We start from the raw sequence: 20,240 nt of genomic DNA, 5'->3' as shown, positions 1-20,240 counted from the left end.
TTCAATTCTCCAAACGTTTTCCAATTGCGCCAAGCGCCGCTCTCAGCGCCTCATGCGCGCCCTGTTCGATCAGGGTGCCCGTCATCTGCAGGCTCAGAGTACCTTCGGTCGCCAAAGCGTCGCGCTCCTGTGCCAACCGCCCGGCTGTGCCTTTCTCCATCGCGGCGAGAAAACCAGCCATCAACTGCGTGGCATAGAACTCGGCCTCGTCCGCATCGCCGGTCATGTCACCCAGCCATTTGGCCCCGGTGGCCATCAAATCCAGAATGCCGGGAACCATGGCACAAATTGCAAAATGCGCGTTCAGCGCCGCCTCATCCGCAACCTTGACCACGGGGTTTTCCGGCTCGAACAGCTCGGCCAGCAAGCGGTCATTTCCAAATGCCGCCATCGGGCAGCCACCGGACTGCAAGAACCCCAGCGGGATGGTCTGCACGAAATCCGACGCCGGTGCGCAAAGCTTGGCCAAATCCTTGGCGGAAACGGCCGCCATCACCGACACGACCTGCTGATCGGCGCGAAAGGTCAGGGGAGTCAGAACCTCGGCCGCGATATGCGGGCGCAGGCACAGAAACACGATGTCCGAGGTGTCAATCACCGCCTGCGGCGGCGCGATAGCCACACCCAGTTCGGCATTCAGGGCGGCCGAGACCTCGGCGTTGCGTTCGGTCACGCTGATCTCATGCCCTTTGGCGGCCATCAGCCGCGCAATCGGCGCGGCGATATGCCCGGTGCCGATAAACCCGATTCTGCTCATCCCTGCGGTTCCTCGGGGATCGAGGCTGACAAGGCCTCGCGCCAGGCATCCAGCCGCGCGGCCAGGGCCTCATCCTGCAAGGCCAGAATGCCCGCCGCCATCAGGCCCGCATTGGCCCCGCCAGCGGACCCAATTGCCATGGTCGCCACGGGAAATCCCTTGGGCATCTGCACAATGGAATACAGCGAATCCACCCCCGACAGGGCCCGCGTCTGCACAGGCACGCCAATCACCGGTACCCGTGTTTTCGAGGCCATCATGCCCGGCAGATGTGCCGCGCCACCTGCGCCCGCGATGATCACCTGCAACCCGCGCGACACGGCGGTCTTGCCATAGTCCCACAACCGGTCCGGGGTGCGATGGGCCGAAACGATACGCGCCTCATAAGCGATGCCCAGTTCATCCAGAATATCTGCGGCTTCCTTCATCGTGGGCCAGTCCGACTGGCTGCCCATGATGATCCCCACTGTCACATCGCTCATCCGCTTACGTCCCCGCGCTCAGAAAGAGCGCGCACTATAGCCAAATCCGCTTTTGTGGCAATGCGGTACAGGGTGTTCAGGCAATGATATCGGGGGTCAGGCGGTCTTCGATCAGGCGGATGAAGTCTTTCAGGCGCAGTTTTTCCTTTTTCAGACGCCGAAGGGTCAACTGATCAGCCGTTCCTTTTTCATGCAGCGCCTCGATCGCTTCATCAAGGTCGCGGTGCTGGCGGCGGAAAACCTCCAATTCAACCCGCAGAACTTCATCGGTTTTCATCGAAAGGTCGGTGGGCGCGTTCATTGGCGACTCGGGCTTGTTGTGGTGCTTGCCCAACAAGATAGTGTGTCAGACGTTATCGCGCCAGACCTTGTGGACATCCTGGTTTCTTCCCATATTCTATAACAAGCGGTTGCCGGAACGGGACCGCGCACCACGTCGCTTTGACAATAAAGGACGAAAATACGTGTCGAAACTTACTCTTGGCTCATACCCGCATCTTTTGGGGTTCGAGCAGCTGGAACGCCTTCTGGAACGGTCTGCAAAGGCCGGTAATGAAGGATACCCGCCCTATAATATCGAACAGACCTCGGACTTTTCCTATCGCATCACCCTTGCCGTGGCCGGGTTCGCCGAAGAGGATCTGTCGATCACCATCGAGGATCGCCAACTGGTGATCCGGGGCCGTCAGCGCGACGACAGCGAGGGGCGCATCTTCCTGCACCGTGGCATCGCGGCGCGTCAGTTTCAGCGCATGTTCGTGCTGGCCGACGGGGTCGAGGTGGGCGAGGCGATTATGGAAAACGGTCTGCTGCATGTGGATCTGACCCGCGCCGTGCCGGAAACCGTGGTTCAGACAATCAATATACGGAAGGGGTAAGAGCTATGAATACACCGATTGAAATCAACACCGAAGGCAATCGTATCGTCTATGTGAAAACAGTCGACGTTGCCGATCTGCCGCGTGATCTGCGCGATCAGGCAGGTGATCTGGATCACCTTTATGCCGTGCACGATTCCGATGGGCAGCAACTAGCGCTTGTGGCCGACCGCAAGCTGGCTTTCGTTCTGGCCCGTCAGCACGACCTGTCACCTGTGGCCGTTCACTGAACGGCCCCTTAGCCCGGGCGGGGCTGAAACGTTGCCCGCAACACATGCGCATCGGCGAAACTGCCGCTTTTAACCTGTAACGGAGCCGACTGCATGAGCTGGTTTGAATTCGACTGGGTAGACGCCTTCACCAATCGTGCATTTGGCGGCAACGGTTGTGCCGTGGTCCATGGCGGCGCGGGTCTCTCGGCCGAGGTCTGCATGGCATATGTGCGCGAAACCTCTCTGGTCGAATGCACATTCACCGGCCCGTCCGACGTGGCCGACATCCGCGTCCGGTATTTTCTGGCCAGCCGTGAAATTCCCTTTGCCGGGCACCCGACGATTGCCACCGTAGCGGCGATGCGGTCGCGCGGTATGATCTCCGGCGATAATCTGACGCTGGAAACCGGCGCGGGTCTGGTTTCGATCGGATTGCAGGGCGACCAGATCGAAATGACGCAGGTCGCACCGCAATTTGGTGCGCATGTGCCTGCCGATCTGGTGGCAAAGGCGATCAGCCTGCCGCAAGAAGCCATCATCTCGCCACCCCGGATGGTTTCAACCGGCTTGCCCTTCTGTATCACCGTTCTGCGCGATCATGACGCGTTGCGCGCGGCCCGCCTGTCCGAGGGCGCGCTGCGGAAAGTGGCTGCGACGGCAGGGTATTCCGGCTCGGATATGGCCGAGCCTTTCCTCGTGACGCTCCAAGGGGCCACCGATGCGGGCGATACGTTCTCGCGCCTGCTTATGGCCCCGCCCAGCCCGCCCGAGGATCCGTTTACCGGGTCCGCCACCGGGGCCATGGCGGCCTATCTGTGGAGATACGGGCTAATGACCAAAGACAGTTTCGTTGCGGAACAGGGTCACGATATGGGCCGCCCCGGTCAGGCCGTTGTCACGCGCGTTGGACCCGCCGACGCGATGACGGGGATCAAGGTTGCCGGTCAGGGGCATATCCTGATGCGCGGGCAGGTTGACCTGCCAGAGACCGCGCAATAGACGAACCGGCTCACACCCGTCGACGTCCCCAAACACCTCAGCCTCGTCAAAACAAAAACGGCCCCCGTAAACCGGAGGCCGCTTCGTTTCATTCATCAGATTCAGCCGGCTGCGATCAGGCCCATGCTTTCCAGCTTCAGCAATACCTGATGGGCGCAGTTGTCGACCTCGACATTCTCGGTCTCGACACGCAGCTCGGGGTTCTGAGGCACGTCATACGGGTCCGAGATGCCGGTGAATTCCTTGATCTTGCCCTCGCGGGCCAGCTTATACAGACCCTTGCGGTCGCGCCGCTCACACTCTTCGATGGTGGTCGCAACATGCACTTCGCAGAAGGCACCGAACTGCTCGATCTCTTCGCGCACCGCGCGGCGTGTGGTGGCATAAGGTGCGATCGGGGCGCAGATGGCGATGCCACCGTTCTTGGTGATCTCGGATGCCACATAGCCGATCCGGCGGATGTTCAGGTCGCGATGCTCTTTCGAGAAACCCAGTTCGGATGACAGGTTTTTTCGCACGATATCGCCATCCAGCAACGTGACCGGACGACCCCCCATCTCCATCAGCTTGACCATAAGCGCGTTGGCGATGGTGGATTTGCCCGAGCCCGAGAAGCCGGTGAAGAACACGGTAAAGCCCTGCTGGCTGCGTGGCGGCTTGGTCTTGCGCAGCTCGGCCACAACTTCGGGAAAGCTGAACCATTCGGGGATTTCCAGGCCCTCGGCCAGACGGCGGCGCAGTTCGGTGCCCGAGATGTTCAGGATCGTGACATTGTCCTTATCCAGAATCTCGTCATTCGGCTCGTATTGCGCGCGTTCCTGCACATAGACCATGTGTTTGAAATCGACCATCTCAACGCCGATCTCATCCTGGAACTGGCGGAACAGATCCTGCGCGTCATAGGGGCCATAGAAATCTTCACCGGCCGAGTTCTTGCCCGGGCCCGCGTGATCTCGGCCCACGATGAAATGGGTGCAGCCATGGTTGGCACGGATCAGCCCGTGCCAGACCGCCTCGCGCGGGCCTGCCATGCGCATCGCCAGATTCAGCAGGCTCATCGAGGTGGTGGATGCGGGATACTTGTCCAGTACCGCCTCATAGCAGCGCACGCGGGTAAAGTGGTCCACGTCGCCGGGCTTGGTCATGCCGACGACCGGGTGGATCAGCAGGTTGGCCTGCGCTTCCTTGGCAGCGCGGAAAGTCAGCTCCTGATGCGCACGGTGCAGCGGGTTGCGGGTTTGGAAGGCCACGATCCGCCGCCAGCCCAGTTTGCGGAAATAGGCGCGCAGCTCGTTTGGTGTATCGCGGCGACCGCGGAAGTCATAGTGAACGGGCTGCTGGATGCCAACAATAGGGCCACCCAGATAGACCTTGCCCGCCACATTGTGCAGATAGTTCACAGCCGGGTGGGCATCGTCATCGGCGCCAAAAACCTTCTCAGCTTCGCGCGCCTTGTTCGGGGTCCAGCGGTCGGTCACCGTCATGGTGCCCAGGATCACGCCTTCCTGATCACGCAGCGCGATATCCTGACCCAGTTCGATCTTGTCCGCAAAATCTTCGCTGACGTCCAGCGTGATGGGCATCGGCCACAGGGTGCCATCAGCCAGACGCATGTTTTCAACGACATTGTCGTAATCGGCTTCGCTCAGGAAACCTTTGAGCGGATTGAAACCGCCATTCATCAGCAGTTCCAGATCACAGATCTGGCGCGGGCTCAGATCCCAACTGGTCAGGTCGGCGGCTTCAACCTTCAGTTTCTGGGCCGAGTCGTACGACACATAAAGTTCGGGAATGGGGGCCAGATTGCTTAACATCGTCATCTGAATACTCTTATCGCAGTGTTGTGTTGCCAGTGATTCGAGGGCGTTTTCGGGGCATTTGCACCGACTGTCGCGCGAAGTCCACTGGCGTCAATGAAACAAAGGACGATATGCGCTGATTTCTCGCGGATTGGAAGGAATTTCCAACTCTGAAATCAAAATGATGATCTGGTTCCCCTGGGCGTAGATAATCCGATCATGCAAAGTATGACTGTTCCTGTTTTTGCGTGTGTGGCGCAAGCCCGGACGCGCGAGTGACTGGCAGGGCGGGAATCGGATCGGCAACGCCGCGCAGCTGGAACATCCGGATACCCTCCGGCGGCAGGTCCATGCCCGCAGCCGTCAACACTTCTTGTGAGACCAGCAGTTCGACCCCCAACGCCTTGGTCTCGCTTTCCAGTCGGCTGGCCACATTGACAGCGTCGCCGATGATCGTTCTAGCGGCATGTCCCTGCGCGCCAATCTCACCCAGCACCAGATCCCCAAGGTGCAGGCCCATTCCGATCCGAATGCCAGGGCTGCCCTCGGCCTCAAGCCGTTCGTTGAACCGGTCGAGGGCATGGCTGATATCTATCGCAGCTTTCAACCCAGCGCTGGCGGATGCTGCTGCATCGGGTTTTTCGAAAACCGCCAGCAACCCGTCACCCATATACTTGTCCACGACACCCCCGTCCTTGGTGATGGCAGGAACAACGGCGTCGAAGAACCGGTTCAGCAGGAACACGATGTCATAGGGCAACTGACCGGTCGTGCGAGCGGTAAATCCACGCATGTCCAGAAACAGCACGGCCAGTTTCCGTTCCTGCCCCTGACTGGCATGCCCGCGGATGCGCCCGCCATCCGGTTGAAAAACGCGGAAAACGGTGGTCGGTTCCGTCGGGCGGATCTGACAGGCCAGCCTTGTCTGCGGTGAGGCGCCGACAGCGGCCAGACTGCGGGCCTCGACATCGCCGGGTGGGGGCAGGGCGCTGGCGCCCTCTTCAACGATGACGCGGCACGTGGTGCAGCGCCCCTTCCCGCCGCACAAGGCCGCATGGGGCACACCGTGTGCCTGCGAAATCTCAAGCAGGGTCATACCCTTTTCTGCATCTACCTCGGGCCCGCTGCTGTAACTCACCCGCACCGAATGCCTGCGCCGCCACAGCTTGCGCCCGATATACACAAGACCCGTGACCGCCAAGGCGAGCCAGAACGCCAGAAGGGCATTGTCTTTGACGGTGAACATGGTCTGAAACGCCTCGGGCGAGGGCCAGTTGTAATGCTCGATATATTGTTCCCGCAAAAACTCATCTGCGAAATCCATCCAAATGCGGCGACCCTCGGTCAGCAAACCAGCCAAAGCGAACATGGGGATGAAGACGGCAACACCGATCAGATAGGGTACGGCGCTGGACCACCATTTCGTCAGCCGTAGCCACATATGCAGTCCGATACAGCCATGCACCCAGACGATCAGCAACAACGCGCTTTGCATCCATATCACGGTGCTGGGCCACATCAGGATGATGATATACCCCATCTCGTCATTGACGTCATAGATCTCGTGCGCGACCCGCGTCTGGATGACATGCGAGATCAGCTGCAAAGGTATCAGCAGACCCAGAACCACCTGCAACGCCGTGCTGAACGGCATGCGCAGGGTCCGGCGCTGCGCGATCGAGGTCAGCGCCAGACCGGCATGCGTGAACAGCGCCGCATAAAGCAGCACGCTCAAAAGGATATGCCGCGTCACCGCTGTTCGACCGTCCTGCATCCCGTGCAGATAATCGGTGTGAAACAGGCCCATCCCGATGTTGATAAAATGGAAGAAAGCGAAAGCAAACAGAACCAACCCGCTGCCGATCCGAAGCCGGGTTGCCCAACCGCCACGCCACAATGCGCTCTTCAAGAATACCACCTGTATCGCTGTTCGCCGTGGTTGGACTTTGCGGGGACGTTCGCGGTCAGGTCAAGGCTTCGGGTGCAAATCTAAGCCTGCCAGTGGGTGGCAGGGTGTTGGGAGTGAATTGATATCTTGTCCGCACAAAACAGCACCAGATGGCTGAGGTCGGGGCGCGTGCGCGAGCTGTAGATCAAGCCGTCCGCCCCCAGTGCCCGCGCTTTATCCGAAAAAGCCCATGTCGGCGAAGGGACCCCCATAGCACGATTATCCTGCCAGATCACCGAGACAGCCGTCTGCCCGCGGTAGTCCACCAACCGCGCGTTTTCCACCAGAAACCTTTGTATCACGCGGTCGGGATCATCCCCCGAGACGTAGCGCCGGATGGCGACCGAAGCGCCCTCGGCGCTGAGCGAGGCATAAAGCGCGAACTGTCCGGAATGATGAAAGCGCCCCTCAGGCGCGCGGGCAGGCAGCAATGGGGTCGCTGCCTGCGACGCAAACAGAATTCTCCAGACAGGGCCAGAGAATTCAAGCATGTATCAGTCCTGTTCGGCCAGGAACCGTTCGGCATCCAGTGCCGCCATACAGCCCATCCCGGCGCTTGTTACCGCCTGACGATAGACATGGTCGGTCAGATCGCCTGCCGCGAACACGCCGGGGATCGAGGTTTCGGTGCTGCCCGGTTTGGTGACGACATAACCACCCATATGGGTTTCCAGCGTGTCCTTGACCAACTCGTTCGCAGGGGCGTGGCCGATGGCGACAAAGACACCTTTGCACGGGATCTCGGTGATCTCGCCGGTTTTAACATGTTTGACCCGAACACCTTCGACGCCCAAAGGCGCATCGGTGCCGATCACTTCTTCCAGCTGGTGGAACCACAGCGGTTCGATCTTTTCATTCTTCAACAGGCGATCCTGAAGGATCTTTTCCGCCCGCAACTCATCGCGGCGGTGGATCAGGGTCACCTTGCTGGCGAAATTGGTCAGGAACAGGGCTTCTTCCACGGCTGTGTTACCGCCACCGATCACCACGATTTCCTGCCCGCGATAGAAGAACCCGTCACAGGTGGCGCAGGCCGAGACGCCAAAGCCCTTGAACTTCTCTTCCGAGGGCAGACCCAGCCATTTTGCACGCGCGCCTGTGGCCAGAATGACCGCATCAGCGGTATAGGTGGTGCCGCTGTCGCCCTTGGCGGTGAAGGGGCGCTTGCTGAGGTCCAGATCGCTGATGATATCGCCAATCACCTCACATCCCATGGCCTTCGCATGGTCCTGCATCCGCACCATCAGGTCCGGGCCCTGCACCTCGGTGTCGCCGGGCCAGTTTTCGACCTCGGTCGTCGTTGTCAGCTGACCACCGGGTTCGATGCCCTGTACCAGAATGGGTTCCAGCATGGCGCGGCTTGCATATACGCCTGCGGTGTATCCTGCGGGCCCTGACCCGATGATCAGAACCTTGGTGTGTCTTGTGTCGGCCATGGTGCCCCCGCTCGAATTGCCTGAATTGGGCCCGCGGCCCGTCGCCCCGATATAGCGACCGACTGGCCCGGCTTAAAGCCCCTTACTGTTCAGGTCCCCTCGGGCCGGGGTGCCTTGTGATTACGGGAAGAAGGCGAAAAGGAAACAAAGAAAATTGCGCATCTGCGAAACATTATTGCGCGCGTGTGGGGTGCTGATATAAGAACCGAAAAAATCAGGAGCATTTGATGGTCACGACTCGGCTGGATGATATTGATCGCAAGATTCTGGCGGAACTGCAGGCGGACGGTCGTATGACCAATGTCGAGCTGGCAAAACGGGTCGGAATCTCGGCCCCGCCCTGTTTGCGCCGGGTGCGCACACTCGAAGAATCCGGCTTCATCACCGGCTATCACGCCGAGGTCAACTCACGCGAGTTGGGGTTCGAGGTTCAGGTATTTGCCATGGTCGGTCTGGACAGCCAGGCCGAAGTCGAACTGCGCGCGTTCGAAGGCCGCTGCCGCGAATGGCCATTGGTCCGCGAATGCCACATGCTGAACGGCGAAGTGGATTTCATTCTGAAATGCGTCGCACCTGACCTGAGCAGCTTTCAGCAGTTTCTGACGGGCGAGTTGCTGACCACGCCAAACGTGGCCAGCGTCAAGACATCGCTCGTTATTCGCGGCGCAAAAGACGAGCCAGGCGTACCGTTCGACGTTCTGGAAGAACGTATGAACCGGATGGCGTAACGCCAACACGTTTTGGTTGCGCGGTGATTGGTGGCAACAGTGCTGCCACCGCAAGGGATAGAACCCAACTTATTACCAGCTGCATGATGCCCCCCATAATGCAGTAATCACAATCATGCTCAGGCCGTCATCGCGTCGATCTCACCATCTCCGGCGCGCGGCATCAGCAGCGGGCCAAAATCGTTCAGCGACTCGATATGCGCGAACAGGTTCAGATAGATCGACCGAAGCGAGTGGCTGATCATGCGAACCGCGTTCACACCTGGATGATATGTTTCGAACTGTAATCCATCTACGCGAATAACGGAATGGCGTTTTAAACAAATGTGAAACAGTTCAACGGGGGTAGGCGGCATTGTTTCAATAACACCCATCCCGTCCTGAAATTCTGACACGGGTGTAAGAATCGGCTGCCCTCCATGCAGGTGCCGCAAATGCGCAGGTGTTCCCACGATTCGCGCCGCCGGGCCGGCAATGACACCCGACATTGGCTTCTGCATCCCGAACGTATCCGCCATGATCCGCGTCAAGGGTCGCGTCCGGCCACGTGAATCCGCGCGTCCGGGGATCAACGTGACAGATCCCTTCCACAACACGGTTTCCGATGCGCCATTCTGCGTCAGGACCGTATCCCCAGGCATCAAATCCTCGATTGCCATCGGTCCATGTTCTGTTTCCACTAAAGATCCACGTGTGAAGGCACAAAACGCGTCTTCAAACATCGGCAAGGCGGGCGCGATATGGCGGGTCTGAACCACATCTCCATTCTTTAGCAGGCTGCTGACTTCATAGCGGCGCAGCTGGGCCTTTGGCTTTGAAACTGGCCGCGGTATTTCTCGCAGCATGGCCGAAGTTTCGATTGCATTTCTGGCCGCGCGGGCCAGTGAATTTGGAATAGTCATTAATATTCCGTCCCCTCAAAATGTTCGGTCAGGCGCGGCGTACCCCCGTACAGACGCGCCCGGCGAACTGGTTCTTTGTCTTGAAACAAATGGGTGACCCCCGGGCGATGACCGGAACGGTCCCGCAACGCGACTAAATCTCGCTTTCCAATGGTCAACACATTGACCCCCCAGACAAACTCGTACATCACGGGCGAAATTGCCCGCACACACAACTCCGTAAAAGTCACGAACCCCTCGTTCGTGACGCGCGATACATCAGGCCGGAGCAAACCTGATACGCGTTGACCCAGATAAGACCGGCAGCTTGGTCTCTGGGTTTTTCTGTCTCAGCGTCGTGCCGCGATGCGACTGGCGACCCTGACAGAATTGCTTGTTACCCGCTTCCACGGCATTTCCAGGTTCTGGTCCCGAGTGGCCTCGACCATGGCTTTCAGAAAGCGTGATTTGGTTTTCATTTTTTGGTCCTGCTCTGAGCGGGGCGTATTTCCCCACATCCTCTGTAAACCTTTTGTGACGCGCGTTTGCGGCAGGGATAAGGCTTATCCGGGATGATTTGCGGACAGAAAAATGAAGTCAGACGGACCTCCCACTCAACACGCCAGCGCCCGATTTTCGAACGTCAGATACCGATCTGATTACTGGCAAAAACTCGTTACGATTCTGATGCCCAATCAACACAACAAATGTGGCGGAAAAGTGGCAGGGCACCTAAATCTGGACGAAGATCACAATCTTATGACGGAGATCAGCCGCCCGTAATCGACCTCGTTCGCGTGTGTTGATCGGCGATAGGAATAGAACCTGTCGGGGTCGGAATATGTGCAGTGCCGGGTCCACTCGGCCTGTCCGATTCCCGCCTGCCGCAGCCGGTACAGCCCGAAGGCGGGCAGATCAAATTGCAGGCGGTCACTTTCACCATTGGCAAAAAAGCGGCTGTTGTCCGGCGAATCCGCCAGGAACGCGTCCAGAAACTCTGGCCCCACTTCGTAAGCGCGCTGGGAAATACTGGGTCCGATCACGGCGCAGATATTGCTGCGGTCGGCCCCCAGCGCCTCCATCGCGTCCAGCGTCGCCTCCAGAACACCGTCCAGCGCGCCGCGCCACCCGGCATGGGCGGCACCGATCACATGCGCGTCGGGATCGGCGAACAGAACCGGCTGGCAATCGGCCGTCAGGATCGTCAGGGCCAGACCGGGTGTTGCTGTGACAATGGCATCCGCTTTGGGCTTTTCACCGTCAACCGGGGCTTTGACTGTCAGAACCGTTGGCGAATGAACCTGATGCACCGCGACCATTGCCTCGGGTTCAACTTCCATCGCGTCGGCCACCCGCCGCCGGTTCAGCGCGACAATCTCGGTTTGATCCGAGGACCCCTGACCACAATTCAAGCCGCTGAAAATTCCAGAAGACGCGCCGCCGCGACGGGTAAAGAACCCATGGCGAAATGGCGACAGCAGGTCCGAGGTCAGAATTTCCAGCGTCATGGGTCCAATCCTGGTGGTGGGGCTGCATAGGCCGGGAAAAGGCCCATCACCTTGAACAGATTTCCCATTTCATCAGGATGCGTCAACCGCCGATGCGCGGCAATCAGCGCATCCAGCTCGGAACCGCTCAGCGCCTTTGACAAAGCTTGCGCGCGGGCGGTGATCCCCAGCCGTTCAAGGAAGACGCCCTGCGGTGTCGGGCGCGTATGCCTGCACCCAAAGGCGCGGGTCGCAACGGCCAAAGGTTCAAAATCCACATGCGCTGTCAAATCGGCCTGACCGGGCGATGCCAAAGGATCGGAATGTTCGTGGTTTTGCAGAGCCTGCAAGGTATCGCCCAGCGAATGCCAGTCACCATAGTCGACAATCAGCGCCGCGCCGCCATGGCTGGCGATCCGTCCCGCGATCACGGTCAGAATGGGAATTGCAGCAGCACACAGTTCGACCAGATCACCGTCCTTGGTGTCCGACAGCCTGTCATTCAACGCCACCTGCGGCCCGATTGCGCCCAGTCCGAACGTCAACCCGCCGTCACGTTCACCCACCAGACGCTCGCGCCAGCCCGTACCGTCACGCTGAAACTGGCGTATGGGCAGGGCATCAAAGAACTCGTTAGCAACCAGCAACAGCGGCTGGTCGGGCAGGTAGGCGATCGTGTCGATCCAGACCGCCTCGTAATCCTTCAGCGTTTCCGCCTGCACCTGTTTCAATACAGGCGATGCTTCAACCAGTACAACCTGCGCTGCCTCGTGAAATCCGGGTACAGCCCGTGTGGCGCGCAGAATATCGGCCATCAAGGTACCGCGCCCCGGCCCCAGCTCGCACAGGGTAAACGGTGCAGGCCGTCCCTGATCCATCCAGCTCTGCGCCAGAGACAGCCCGACCAGCTCCCCGAACATCTGGCTGATTTCCGGCGCTGTGGTGAAATCCCCCGCAGCCCCCAGCGGATCACGGGTCGTGTAATAGCCCAGCGTCGGATGCAGCAGGCATTCGCCCATAAAATCCGCCACGCTCAGCGGTCCATCCTGCCGGATGCGGGCGATCAGGTGATCGGTCAGGCTCATGCCGCCCGCCGCCGCGCCCGCAGGGCAAACCACAGACCAAGCGCGATCATCGGCAGCGACAGGAACTGCCCCATGGTCAGCCCGTACCCGCCCACATGCCAGGCCAGCCCCAGTGTATTGCCGGGCGATACGAACTGCGCATCCGGCTGGCGAAAGAACTCGACGATAAAGCGCGACGCGCCGTAGCCCGCCAGGAACGTCCCCATGACAAGGCCCGGTGTGCGAAAACCGCCGCGCCGATAGACCAGCCACAGCAATACCGCCCCCAGCAAAACACCCTCCAGCGCGGCCTCATACAGCTGCGACGGGTGCCGGGCGCACATGCCTGCGACCACGTCGGGGCAGTCCTGCGCAGCAAATCCGGGAAAAATGACGGCCCAGGGCAGCTCACTCGGGCGGCCCCACAGCTCGGCATTGACGAAATTGGCCAGCCGCCCCAGCAGCAATCCGGGCGGAACGGTGTAGGCGACCAGATCCCCCAGCGACAGGGCAGGGATCCGGTGCCGTCTTGCAAACAGGTACGACGCAAAGATCACGCCCAGCAATCCGCCATGAAAGGCCATGCCGCCTTGCCAGACCTTCACGATCTCCAGCGGGTGCGACAGGTAATAAGCCGGCTGATAGAACAGCACAAAGCCCAGCCGTCCGCCCAGAATCACGCCCAGAATGATCCAGGTGACCAGATCCTCCAGCTGCTCGGGCTTCATCGGCGGGCCATCCGCAGGCCAGAGCGTTGGGCGGCGCAACGCCACAACGGCCAGCCGCCACGCGATCAGGATGCCCGCGATGTAGGCCAGCGCATACCACCTTAACGCGAACTCCATCCCGAACAGCGGGATCGAGAACAGTTCGGGCGACAGATCGGGGAAATTCAGAACAGCCTGCATGTGCGTCTCATTGCCCGGGGTTTGCAGGTCAAGTCAACCTTGAGCCCGCGCCATTCTTTGCCCATATACATGTAAACCGCGAGATCGGAGAACAGATATGCAGACCCGCAACAAGATCCTGGATGACGTGTCCCAACTGATGACCAACGCCATGGGCGTGGCGCAGGGCGCGCGGGAAGAGGCTGAAAACGCGATGAAGTCGATGATCGACCGCTGGCTGGCCGACCGCGATTTCGTTACCCGTGAAGAATTTGACGCCGTGCGCGCCATGGCCCAGAAGGCACGCGAAGAAAACGCGGCACTCGAAGCCCGCATCGCCGCGCTCGAGGCAAAACTGGACAAATAACGCCCCGGCGTTCCCTGTTTTCACAATTTTTTGGACAAAGCATTCAGTCGCGCAATCCAGCCCGGATTGTGCGGTGCTGTGTATTCTGACGCGTCGCATAATTTTTTCAAGATAAAGCTGACTCTGGCACCAATATTTTGATCGCCGTTGCTTTCTGTCCACAACTTATTGCTGTTATCCCCAATAATTAGGGTTGCCAGAACTTACGCCACATCGCACCATATTTAGTACAGGCCTATGGGGGAAGCCCGGTTTGTAGAGCAGGCAACTAGCGCTGGGGCGCTGCCAGCCCCGAAATGCTAGAGATTAGTGAGGTGGCATTATGGCCCTTTCCGAGCAGTATCTCGAAGAAGACATTCATCCGATCGACATTGTTGAGCATCTGGCCGAACATCACGACTGGGATTTTGATCGCATTGGGGACGATCAGATTGCCATGGCCGTTGAAGGGCAGTGGCGCACCTACTCGATCACACTGGCCTGGTCCAACTATGACGAAACGCTGCGCATGGTGTGCAGCTTCGAAATGGAACCACCGGCCGAGCGTGAAATGCAGCTCTATGAGCTGCTCAACAAGATGAACGACCAGTGCTGGGCAGGCGCGTTTACCTATTGGGCAAACCAGAAGCTGATGGTCTATCGCTATGGTCTGGTCCTTGCAGGCGGGCAAACTGCCAGCGCTGACCAGATCGACACGATGATCAATGCCGCCGTCATGAGCGCCGAGCGGTACTACCCCGCGATCCAATTGGTGACCTGGGGCAACAGAGGGCCAGAAGAAGCCATGCAAGTGGCCATTGCAGAGGCCTACGGCCGCGCGTAAACCTTTGCTCCGAACCGATATGTAATGCGGGAGGGGCAAATGGACATGACGCGAGTGGCCGAACAGGGGCTTGTGCTTCTGGGGTGCGGAAAGATGGGGTCCGCAATGCTGGCGGGATGGCTGGAACACGGCCTTCCGCCAGCTTCCGTTTGGGTCATCGATCCCTACCCGTCAGATTGGCTGAAGGCGCAGGGCGTCAATATCAACGCACCGTTGCCCGAATCCCCCGCCGTGGTGCTGGTTGCGGTCAAACCGCAGATGATGGGCGAAGCCCTGCCTGCCCTTCAGGCACTGGGCGGTGGGTCCAGCCTGTTCATTTCGGTTGCGGCTGGCACCTCGATTGCCACCTTCGAATCTGTTCTGGGCGGTGACACCCCGATCATTCGCGCCATGCCCAACACGCCCGCCGCCATCCGTCAGGGCATCACGGCACTGATCGGCAACGCACACGCCTCCGAGGCCGATATGGAACAGGCCGAAAACCTGTTGGCAGCAGTGGGTCAGACCGTACGCCTTGAGGATGAGGCACAGATGGACGCCGTCACCGGGCTCAGCGGGTCCGGCCCGGCCTATGTGTTCCATCTGATCGAAACTCTGGCCGCTGCGGGCGAGGCGCACGGCCTGCCTGCCGAGCTTGCGATGAAACTGGCCAAGTCCACAGTGGCCGGTGCCGGGGCGCTGGCCATGGCGTCCGACGAAGACCCGGCACAGCTGCGCATCAACGTGACTTCTCCGAACGGCACCACACAAGCCGCGCTTGAGGTGCTGATGCATCAGGAAACCGGCTTTCCCGACCTGCTGCATCGTGCCGTCAAGGCTGCAACCGACCGATCCAAGGAGCTCTCGCGTGAGTGAAATTTCGTTCGATGACTTCCTCAAGGTCGATATTCGCGTGGGCGAGGTGATCCGCGCCGAACCCTATCCCGAGGCCCGCAAACCCGCGATCAAGATGTGGATCGACTTTGGCGACGAGATTGGCGAGCGCAAGACTTCGGCCCAGATCACCGCGCATTACGATCCGGCCACTCTGGTCGGCAAACAGGTCATGGCTGTCGTCAACTTCCCTCCGCGCCAGATCGGCAAGTTCATGTCCGAGGTTCTGGTGCTGGGTCTGCCCGATGACAGCGGCGAGATCGTTTTGATCGGCCCCGACGGCAAGGTTCCAACCGGCGGGCGGATGCACTGATGAAACTGCTGATCACGCGCCCGATGACTCCGGCAGTCGAATCGCGCGCCCGCGCCGATTTCGATGTGAACATCCGGGAAAACACCCTGCCCATGTCACGGCAGGAGATGCTGGCCGCTCTGGCCGACTATGACGTGGTCGTGCCGACACTGGGCGATCAGTTCTCGGCTCAGGTCTTTGCGGATGCAGGTCAGCCGCGCTGCAAGCTGCTGGCCAATTTCGGTGTTGGCTTCAACCATATCGACGTGGATGCGGCACGCGCGGCCGGAATTGACGTAACCAACACCCCCGGCGCAGTCACCGACGCCACGGCTGATATCGCCATGACCCTGCTGCTGACCACAGCCCGGCGCGCAGGTGAGGGTGAGCGGCTGGTGCGGTCGGGTCAGTGGCAGGGCTGGCACCCGACGCAGATGCTGGGCCATCATGTGACCGGCAAGCGCGTGGGCATCGTCGGCATGGGCCGCATTGGGCAGGCCATCGCGCGCCGCTGTCATTTCGGGTTTGCAATGCAGGTGGCCTATCAGTCCCGCAATGCAAAAGATCTGGATTTCCCGGCGGAATTCAAACCTGACTTTGAAACACTCGCCGCCTCGGTCGATTTCCTTGTGCTTGCTGTTCCTGGCGGTGCGGAAACCCGCCACCTGATCAATGCGCAGGTTCTTGAGGCGATGAACCCCTCGGCTATTCTGGTCAACATCGCCCGTGGCGAGGTGGTGGACGAGGCCGCGCTGATCACGGCGCTGCAAACCGGTCAGATCGCGGGGGCGGGGCTGGACGTCTACGAATTTGAACCCAAAGTGCCGCAAGCTCTGTGCGATATGGAAAACGTCACCCTGCTGCCCCATCTGGGTACAGCCACCGAAGAGGTGCGCAGCAGCATGGGTCACATGGCGCTGGATAACGTGGCGGCCTTTGTCGCGGGCAGGGCGCTGCCCAACCCGGTCTAGTCGCCCACCGCCTCACGCCAGTGTTTACGGCAGAGCGAGACATAGGTCTCGTTCCCGCCAATCTGCACCTGCGCCCCTTCGGTGATGGCCTTGCCGGTTTCATCCCGCCGAATCACCATCGTGGCCTTGCGACCGCATTCACAGATCGTGCGCACCTCGCGCATTTCGTCGGCAAGGGCCAGCAGGGCGGCGGAACCGGGGAACAGTTTGCCCTGAAAATCCACCCGTAGCCCATAAGCCAGCACCGGCACATCCAGATCGTCCACCGCACGGGCCAGTTGCCAGACCTGCGCCTCGGACAGGAATTGTGCCTCATCAATGAAAACGCAGGCCACGGAACCATTGTCCAGCCGGGATCGGATCATGGCGAAGACATCATCTTCGGGTGTGAACGTGTCAGCCTGCTCCGATATGCCGATGCGCGATGCAATCCGCCCCGCACCCGCCCGCCCGTCAAGGGCGGCGGTCATCAGATAGGTCTGCATCCCGCGCTCGCGATAGTTGTGCGACGCCTGTAGCAACACGGTCGACTTGCCCGCGTTCATGGTGGAATAGTTGAAATACAGCTTTGCCATGGCGTGGGTCTAAAACGCCCGACGAAAAGGAACAAGAGAGCAATCGGTCGTAAGAAGCGACGTCGCCGTTGCGTGTGCAGAGGCCGAGCTGGGCTCGTAGGGGATGGAACCCCCGCGTCTGCAACAGCGACGCCGTCGGCCAACATGTGGCCAAAACAAAGCAAGGCCCAACAATACCGCCCTGCAATCACTCTTTACCGGCTTGAACTGCCGCCACTCACTCACAAAATCCCCCGCTTATCTGAGGGATAGTCAATGTATGACATTTCAATTATGACTCAGGTATGGGAAATTTCCCGACGCTTTCCCCGGTTTGGACACCGGGCGGGCGTTTGCAGGTAATAAAGGTAAATCAATGGCAGATATCGGGGCCTATCTGAAGAAACACACAGAAGCGCTGGTCAAAGATGTCGGAATAGAAGCTGCTTGTGAAATCACCGGAAAATCCAAGGCGACCCTGGGCCGGTATTATTCGGACAATGCCGAACACGCGGACAGGTTCATGCCCGTGGATGCGGTGGCTCGGCTTGAAAACGCAGCAACTTATCCGCATGTGACATCCGCGCTGGCGGATCTGAAAAACATCACCTTGTCCTACAGCGAACGCAACACCGAGGATCCTCGCACAGGCGGGGTGAATTCGGATGTCATCGCGCTCAGCCAGCGGTTTGCAATGCTGATGACTGAATATCAATCGGCAATCGAAGATGGCATCATCACGGTGAACGAAGCCAAAAGGCTGCTGAAAGAAACCAGTTTGCTTCAGCAGGTCCTGATTGAAATGAAACTGCACCTGGAAGAAGAAAGCGTCAGCTAGGCTTGACTGCGGTCCGTAACCGGCCAAATTCCGCCTGCCCGGATTGCAGCAGATGTCGTGCGCTTTGTGGAATGATCACCAACCGGACCCTGTGCCTCAATTCAGTCACGTCTTTCCGATAAGCTGCGGCGCAGGCAAGATCGTCAAGGGCAGTAAACCATGCAGAAAATGCAGGGAAATTACAGCGTTCTCGCAGACCATATGGTTTGGCGGTCGTTCCTGTTTGTCTATACGCTTTTTCTGGCCACAGTGCTGTTTGGTGCTTATCAGGAAGGCCCCGATGACGCGATGCGCTGGGTCATGGTGCAGGACCTGCTGGCGGGGCAGGGCTGGTTTGACGCCTATCAGCATCGGCTGGGGCCCGGTGACGGTACGCTGATGCACTGGTCCCGGCTTGTCGATGCGCCGATTGCCGGGCTCTACACGCTGTCCGCGATGGTCGTGCCACCCGACAGCGCCTTGCAAGTGACTGCGTTTGTCTGGCCGGTGCTGCTGGCGGGGCTGACCCTGTGGGCCTTTGCTGTCACCGGTGGAGCTTTGGGCGGGCGCAATGGCGCGGTTTCGGCACTGGTGGTCGGTGTGCTGACGCTCGAACATTATCGGAAGTTCGACTATTTCTCGTTTGACCACCACAATGTTCAGATTCTGCTGTTTGCAGCGGCCCTCATGTTCTTTGTCCTGCGCAAGGCCAAACCCTCTGCTGCGGGGTGGCTGGGTGCCTGCCTCGCCCTTTCGGTGTCCGTCGGCACCGAATCGATCGTGCAGATCGCGGTTATCGCGGTGTTCCTTGCGATTGACTGGATCGTGACCGGCACAGCCGCCCGCCGCAACACCATGGTGTTTGGAGCCGGGCTGGCGCTGACCCTGTTGCTGGCCAGCGTTGCAACAACGGGACGTCAGGGCTTTCTGTTTCCAAGCTGCGATGCCCTGACGATCAGTGTGGCCCTGCCGGCCGGGATCGCGGCCCTGTGCCTGTGTGCAGCAGCCTGGGTCGGGTCGGGCTGGTCCTATTGGGGGCGTATCGGCGCGTGTCTTGTGATAGGCGCTGTAACACTTGGCTGCGCTTACGCATTTGCACCCCACTGCCTTGAAAACCCGATTGCGGATCTGCCTCAGGACATGCGCGACTTCTGGCTCAGCCAGGTCGCTGAAGCACAGAATATCACCGTCGTTCTGGAACGGCATCTGGGCGAGGCTGCGGCCCTGATCGCCATGTCTGTCATCACGGCGGTGGCGGCCTTGATCTTTGCCCGCCAGTCACAAGACAAAATGGATTACCTCCTGTTTCTGGCGCTGATTGTGACCGGGTTTTCCATGTTTCTGTACCAGTCCCGGATGATGACGTTTCTGGGCGTGTCCCTTGTGGCTGTTCAGGCTCAGGTGCTGCGGGCCCTTTACGTCAGTTACAGAACCCATGGCCGCACGCTCTCCGGCTTGGCTATGATAGGCTTTATCGTCTGCGTCTCGCCAAAGATCGGCATCAGCGTGGAAAAACAGCTGGAACGGTTTGCGCGCCCATCCCTTGCGGCACCCGTCGCCGAGGTAGCACAGGATTCGCAAAACATCGGCGCCCCCTGCAAAGCGCCCGAGGCCTACGCGGCCCTGCAAGACCTGCCAGCCGGAATGGTTCTGGTCGATTTTGACTATGCGGCAGAGGTGCTGCGCTATACTGATCATTCGGTTCTGGCTGGAAATTATCACCGCAACCGGGCCGGAATTCAGGCGCAGATCGCGGTTTTGCGTGTGGATGCGTCCCAGGCCGGTCCGCGTCTTGCTGCACTGGGTGTAAGCTATGTGCTGCTGTGCACCGCTGCGCCCCGTGCCGAATTCTGGGACTGGGCGTCTCAGGGGCGCGGGCTGCAATCCCAACTGGCAAAAGGTGAAACCCCCGCCTATCTCAGCCGGATTGATCGTGGGGAAGGGGCCGCGTTCCAGGTTTTTCAGTTGGCGGCCGATCTCTAGGC

At 59.7% G+C, this 20,240-nt stretch carries 24 protein-coding genes; 11 read left to right on the top strand and 13 right to left on the bottom strand.

Annotated features, from left to right (window positions below; translation table 11 throughout):
- Position 1: 1 nt before the first annotated feature.
- The 3 genes from ACR0NZ_RS12025 to ACR0NZ_RS12015 form a co-directional block, all read right to left on the bottom strand.
- On the bottom strand, positions 2-757 hold the full coding sequence (locus ACR0NZ_RS12025) for an NAD(P)-binding domain-containing protein (RefSeq protein ID WP_480519152.1): 756 nt from the start codon (positions 755-757) through the stop codon (positions 2-4).
- On the bottom strand, positions 754-1,239 hold the full coding sequence (gene purE / locus ACR0NZ_RS12020; RefSeq protein WP_209504779.1) for a 5-(carboxyamino)imidazole ribonucleotide mutase: 486 nt from the start codon (positions 1,237-1,239) through the stop codon (positions 754-756). Before purE ends, ACR0NZ_RS12025 begins: the two co-directional genes overlap by 4 nt.
- 76 nt (positions 1,240-1,315) lie before the next feature.
- Complete coding sequence (locus ACR0NZ_RS12015) at positions 1,316-1,540, bottom strand: YdcH family protein (protein WP_209504778.1); 225 nt, start codon at positions 1,538-1,540, stop codon at positions 1,316-1,318.
- Positions 1,541-1,703: 163 nt separating this feature from the next.
- Here ACR0NZ_RS12015 and ACR0NZ_RS12010 point away from each other — a divergent pair, with 163 nt between their 5' ends.
- The 3 genes from ACR0NZ_RS12010 to ACR0NZ_RS12000 all read left to right on the top strand — a co-directional run bounded on the left by ACR0NZ_RS12010 (position 1,704) and on the right by ACR0NZ_RS12000 (position 3,328).
- Entirely contained in the window at positions 1,704-2,117 is a 414-nt protein-coding gene (locus tag ACR0NZ_RS12010; RefSeq protein ID WP_058275530.1) for an Hsp20 family protein, read from the top strand.
- A gap of 5 nt (positions 2,118-2,122) precedes the next feature.
- Complete coding sequence (locus ACR0NZ_RS12005) at positions 2,123-2,347, top strand: DUF1150 family protein (protein ID WP_480475477.1); 225 nt, start codon at positions 2,123-2,125, stop codon at positions 2,345-2,347.
- Positions 2,348-2,440: 93 nt separating this feature from the next.
- Positions 2,441-3,328 carry a PhzF family phenazine biosynthesis protein gene (locus ACR0NZ_RS12000; protein WP_480519150.1) on the top strand — a complete coding sequence of 296 codons (888 nt, stop codon included), beginning with the start codon at positions 2,441-2,443 and terminating at the stop codon, positions 3,326-3,328.
- Between the two features lie 101 nt (positions 3,329-3,429).
- Here the strand turns inward: ACR0NZ_RS12000 and ACR0NZ_RS11995 are convergent, their stop codons facing one another.
- The 4 genes from ACR0NZ_RS11995 to trxB all read right to left on the bottom strand — a co-directional run bounded on the left by ACR0NZ_RS11995 (position 3,430) and on the right by trxB (position 8,511).
- Positions 3,430-5,148 (bottom strand): bifunctional sulfate adenylyltransferase/adenylylsulfate kinase, encoded by a 1,719-nt coding sequence (locus tag ACR0NZ_RS11995; RefSeq protein ID WP_480519148.1) that lies wholly within the window; start codon positions 5,146-5,148, stop codon positions 3,430-3,432.
- Between the two features lie 196 nt (positions 5,149-5,344).
- Positions 5,345-7,036 carry an adenylate/guanylate cyclase domain-containing protein gene (locus ACR0NZ_RS11990; RefSeq protein ID WP_480519146.1) on the bottom strand — a complete coding sequence of 564 codons (1,692 nt, stop codon included), beginning with the start codon at positions 7,034-7,036 and terminating at the stop codon, positions 5,345-5,347.
- A gap of 80 nt (positions 7,037-7,116) precedes the next feature.
- The gene (locus ACR0NZ_RS11985; RefSeq protein WP_480493622.1) at positions 7,117-7,566 is read right to left on the bottom strand and encodes an RES family NAD+ phosphorylase; all 450 of its coding nucleotides are present in this window, start codon (positions 7,564-7,566) and stop codon (positions 7,117-7,119) included.
- A gap of 3 nt (positions 7,567-7,569) precedes the next feature.
- Entirely contained in the window at positions 7,570-8,511 is a 942-nt protein-coding gene (trxB, locus tag ACR0NZ_RS11980) for a thioredoxin-disulfide reductase (RefSeq protein ID WP_267362965.1), read from the bottom strand.
- Positions 8,512-8,738: 227 nt separating this feature from the next.
- On the opposite strand from trxB, the gene ACR0NZ_RS11975 reads away from it, so the two are divergent.
- Positions 8,739-9,239, top strand: a complete 501-nt coding sequence (locus ACR0NZ_RS11975; RefSeq protein WP_480493624.1) for an Lrp/AsnC family transcriptional regulator — start codon at positions 8,739-8,741, stop codon at positions 9,237-9,239.
- Between the two features lie 119 nt (positions 9,240-9,358).
- Here the strand turns inward: ACR0NZ_RS11975 and ACR0NZ_RS11970 are convergent, their stop codons facing one another.
- The 5 genes from ACR0NZ_RS11970 to lgt form a co-directional block, all read right to left on the bottom strand.
- Positions 9,359-10,141, bottom strand: coding sequence for a Hint domain-containing protein (locus ACR0NZ_RS11970; protein ID WP_480475489.1), 783 nt, complete (start codon positions 10,139-10,141; stop codon positions 9,359-9,361).
- Between the two features lie 329 nt (positions 10,142-10,470).
- Entirely contained in the window at positions 10,471-10,599 is a 129-nt protein-coding gene (locus ACR0NZ_RS11965; RefSeq protein ID WP_267362961.1) for a hypothetical protein, read from the bottom strand.
- Between the two features lie 270 nt (positions 10,600-10,869).
- Complete coding sequence (gene pgeF, locus ACR0NZ_RS11960; protein WP_480519144.1) at positions 10,870-11,628, bottom strand: peptidoglycan editing factor PgeF; 759 nt, start codon at positions 11,626-11,628, stop codon at positions 10,870-10,872.
- Positions 11,625-12,692: a class I SAM-dependent methyltransferase gene (locus tag ACR0NZ_RS11955; RefSeq protein ID WP_480519142.1), complete on the bottom strand. Its 1,068-nt coding sequence runs from the start codon at positions 12,690-12,692 to the stop codon at positions 11,625-11,627. The genes pgeF and ACR0NZ_RS11955 overlap by 4 nt, the downstream gene beginning before the upstream one ends.
- Entirely contained in the window at positions 12,689-13,579 is an 891-nt protein-coding gene (lgt, locus tag ACR0NZ_RS11950; RefSeq protein ID WP_480519140.1) for a prolipoprotein diacylglyceryl transferase, read from the bottom strand. The genes ACR0NZ_RS11955 and lgt overlap by 4 nt, the downstream gene beginning before the upstream one ends.
- Positions 13,580-13,676: 97 nt before the next feature.
- Here lgt and ACR0NZ_RS11945 point away from each other — a divergent pair, with 97 nt between their 5' ends.
- From ACR0NZ_RS11945 to ACR0NZ_RS11925, 5 genes are all read left to right on the top strand, one after another.
- Positions 13,677-13,925, top strand: coding sequence for an accessory factor UbiK family protein (locus ACR0NZ_RS11945; RefSeq protein WP_050604795.1), 249 nt, complete (start codon positions 13,677-13,679; stop codon positions 13,923-13,925).
- A 322-nt stretch (positions 13,926-14,247) separates the two neighbouring features.
- Positions 14,248-14,748, top strand: coding sequence for a type III secretion system chaperone family protein (locus tag ACR0NZ_RS11940; RefSeq protein ID WP_209598027.1), 501 nt, complete (start codon positions 14,248-14,250; stop codon positions 14,746-14,748).
- A gap of 39 nt (positions 14,749-14,787) precedes the next feature.
- Entirely contained in the window at positions 14,788-15,603 is an 816-nt protein-coding gene (gene proC / locus ACR0NZ_RS11935; RefSeq protein WP_480519138.1) for a pyrroline-5-carboxylate reductase, read from the top strand.
- Complete coding sequence (locus ACR0NZ_RS11930; RefSeq protein ID WP_267362951.1) at positions 15,596-15,934, top strand: tRNA-binding protein; 339 nt, start codon at positions 15,596-15,598, stop codon at positions 15,932-15,934. The genes proC and ACR0NZ_RS11930 overlap by 8 nt, the downstream gene beginning before the upstream one ends.
- The gene (locus ACR0NZ_RS11925) at positions 15,934-16,884 is read left to right on the top strand and encodes a 2-hydroxyacid dehydrogenase (protein ID WP_480519136.1); all 951 of its coding nucleotides are present in this window, start codon (positions 15,934-15,936) and stop codon (positions 16,882-16,884) included. Before ACR0NZ_RS11930 ends, ACR0NZ_RS11925 begins: the two co-directional genes overlap by 1 nt.
- On the opposite strand, the gene ACR0NZ_RS11920 is transcribed toward ACR0NZ_RS11925, so the two are convergent.
- The gene (locus ACR0NZ_RS11920; RefSeq protein WP_480519134.1) at positions 16,881-17,459 is read right to left on the bottom strand and encodes a thymidine kinase; all 579 of its coding nucleotides are present in this window, start codon (positions 17,457-17,459) and stop codon (positions 16,881-16,883) included. The two genes, ACR0NZ_RS11925 and ACR0NZ_RS11920, sit on opposite strands and share 4 nt — an antisense overlap.
- 355 nt (positions 17,460-17,814) lie before the next feature.
- Here ACR0NZ_RS11920 and ACR0NZ_RS11915 point away from each other — a divergent pair, with 355 nt between their 5' ends.
- Positions 17,815-18,276: a hypothetical protein gene (locus ACR0NZ_RS11915; protein ID WP_480475505.1), complete on the top strand. Its 462-nt coding sequence runs from the start codon at positions 17,815-17,817 to the stop codon at positions 18,274-18,276.
- A 159-nt stretch (positions 18,277-18,435) separates the two neighbouring features.
- Positions 18,436-20,238 carry a hypothetical protein gene (locus tag ACR0NZ_RS11910; protein WP_480519132.1) on the top strand — a complete coding sequence of 601 codons (1,803 nt, stop codon included), beginning with the start codon at positions 18,436-18,438 and terminating at the stop codon, positions 20,236-20,238.
- Positions 20,239-20,240: the final 2 nt, after the last annotated feature.

Source organism: Ruegeria sp. AE3, assembly GCF_056542225.1.
The sequence above is the reverse complement of the archived record's forward strand: the minus strand, read 5'-3'. Positions and strand labels throughout refer to the sequence as shown.

Bases quoted from the DNA above. Each gene is read 5' to 3' on its own strand.
- ACR0NZ_RS12025 (WP_480519152.1), bottom strand. From the start codon at position 757: ATGAGCAGAATCGGGTTTATCGGCACCGGGCATATCGCCGCGCCGATT.
- purE (WP_209504779.1), bottom strand. From the start codon at position 1,239: ATGAGCGATGTGACAGTGGGGATCATCATGGGCAGCCAGTCGGACTGG.
- ACR0NZ_RS12015 (WP_209504778.1), bottom strand. From the start codon at position 1,540: ATGAACGCGCCCACCGACCTTTCGATGAAAACCGATGAAGTTCTGCGG.
- ACR0NZ_RS12005 (WP_480475477.1), top strand. From the start codon at position 2,123: ATGAATACACCGATTGAAATCAACACCGAAGGCAATCGTATCGTCTAT.
- ACR0NZ_RS12000 (WP_480519150.1), top strand. From the start codon at position 2,441: ATGAGCTGGTTTGAATTCGACTGGGTAGACGCCTTCACCAATCGTGCA.
- ACR0NZ_RS11995 (WP_480519148.1), bottom strand. From the start codon at position 5,148: ATGACGATGTTAAGCAATCTGGCCCCCATTCCCGAACTTTATGTGTCG.
- ACR0NZ_RS11985 (WP_480493622.1), bottom strand. From the start codon at position 7,566: ATGCTTGAATTCTCTGGCCCTGTCTGGAGAATTCTGTTTGCGTCGCAG.
- trxB (WP_267362965.1), bottom strand. From the start codon at position 8,511: ATGGCCGACACAAGACACACCAAGGTTCTGATCATCGGGTCAGGGCCC.
- ACR0NZ_RS11975 (WP_480493624.1), top strand. From the start codon at position 8,739: ATGGTCACGACTCGGCTGGATGATATTGATCGCAAGATTCTGGCGGAA.
- ACR0NZ_RS11970 (WP_480475489.1), bottom strand. From the start codon at position 10,141: ATGACTATTCCAAATTCACTGGCCCGCGCGGCCAGAAATGCAATCGAA.
- ACR0NZ_RS11965 (WP_267362961.1), bottom strand. From the start codon at position 10,599: ATGAAAACCAAATCACGCTTTCTGAAAGCCATGGTCGAGGCCACTCGG.
- pgeF (WP_480519144.1), bottom strand. From the start codon at position 11,628: ATGACGCTGGAAATTCTGACCTCGGACCTGCTGTCGCCATTTCGCCAT.
- ACR0NZ_RS11955 (WP_480519142.1), bottom strand. From the start codon at position 12,692: ATGAGCCTGACCGATCACCTGATCGCCCGCATCCGGCAGGATGGACCG.
- lgt (WP_480519140.1), bottom strand. From the start codon at position 13,579: ATGCAGGCTGTTCTGAATTTCCCCGATCTGTCGCCCGAACTGTTCTCG.
- ACR0NZ_RS11945 (WP_050604795.1), top strand. From the start codon at position 13,677: ATGCAGACCCGCAACAAGATCCTGGATGACGTGTCCCAACTGATGACC.
- ACR0NZ_RS11940 (WP_209598027.1), top strand. From the start codon at position 14,248: ATGGCCCTTTCCGAGCAGTATCTCGAAGAAGACATTCATCCGATCGAC.
- proC (WP_480519138.1), top strand. From the start codon at position 14,788: ATGGACATGACGCGAGTGGCCGAACAGGGGCTTGTGCTTCTGGGGTGC.
- ACR0NZ_RS11925 (WP_480519136.1), top strand. From the start codon at position 15,934: ATGAAACTGCTGATCACGCGCCCGATGACTCCGGCAGTCGAATCGCGC.
- ACR0NZ_RS11920 (WP_480519134.1), bottom strand. From the start codon at position 17,459: ATGGCAAAGCTGTATTTCAACTATTCCACCATGAACGCGGGCAAGTCG.
- ACR0NZ_RS11915 (WP_480475505.1), top strand. From the start codon at position 17,815: ATGGCAGATATCGGGGCCTATCTGAAGAAACACACAGAAGCGCTGGTC.
- ACR0NZ_RS11910 (WP_480519132.1), top strand. From the start codon at position 18,436: ATGCAGAAAATGCAGGGAAATTACAGCGTTCTCGCAGACCATATGGTT.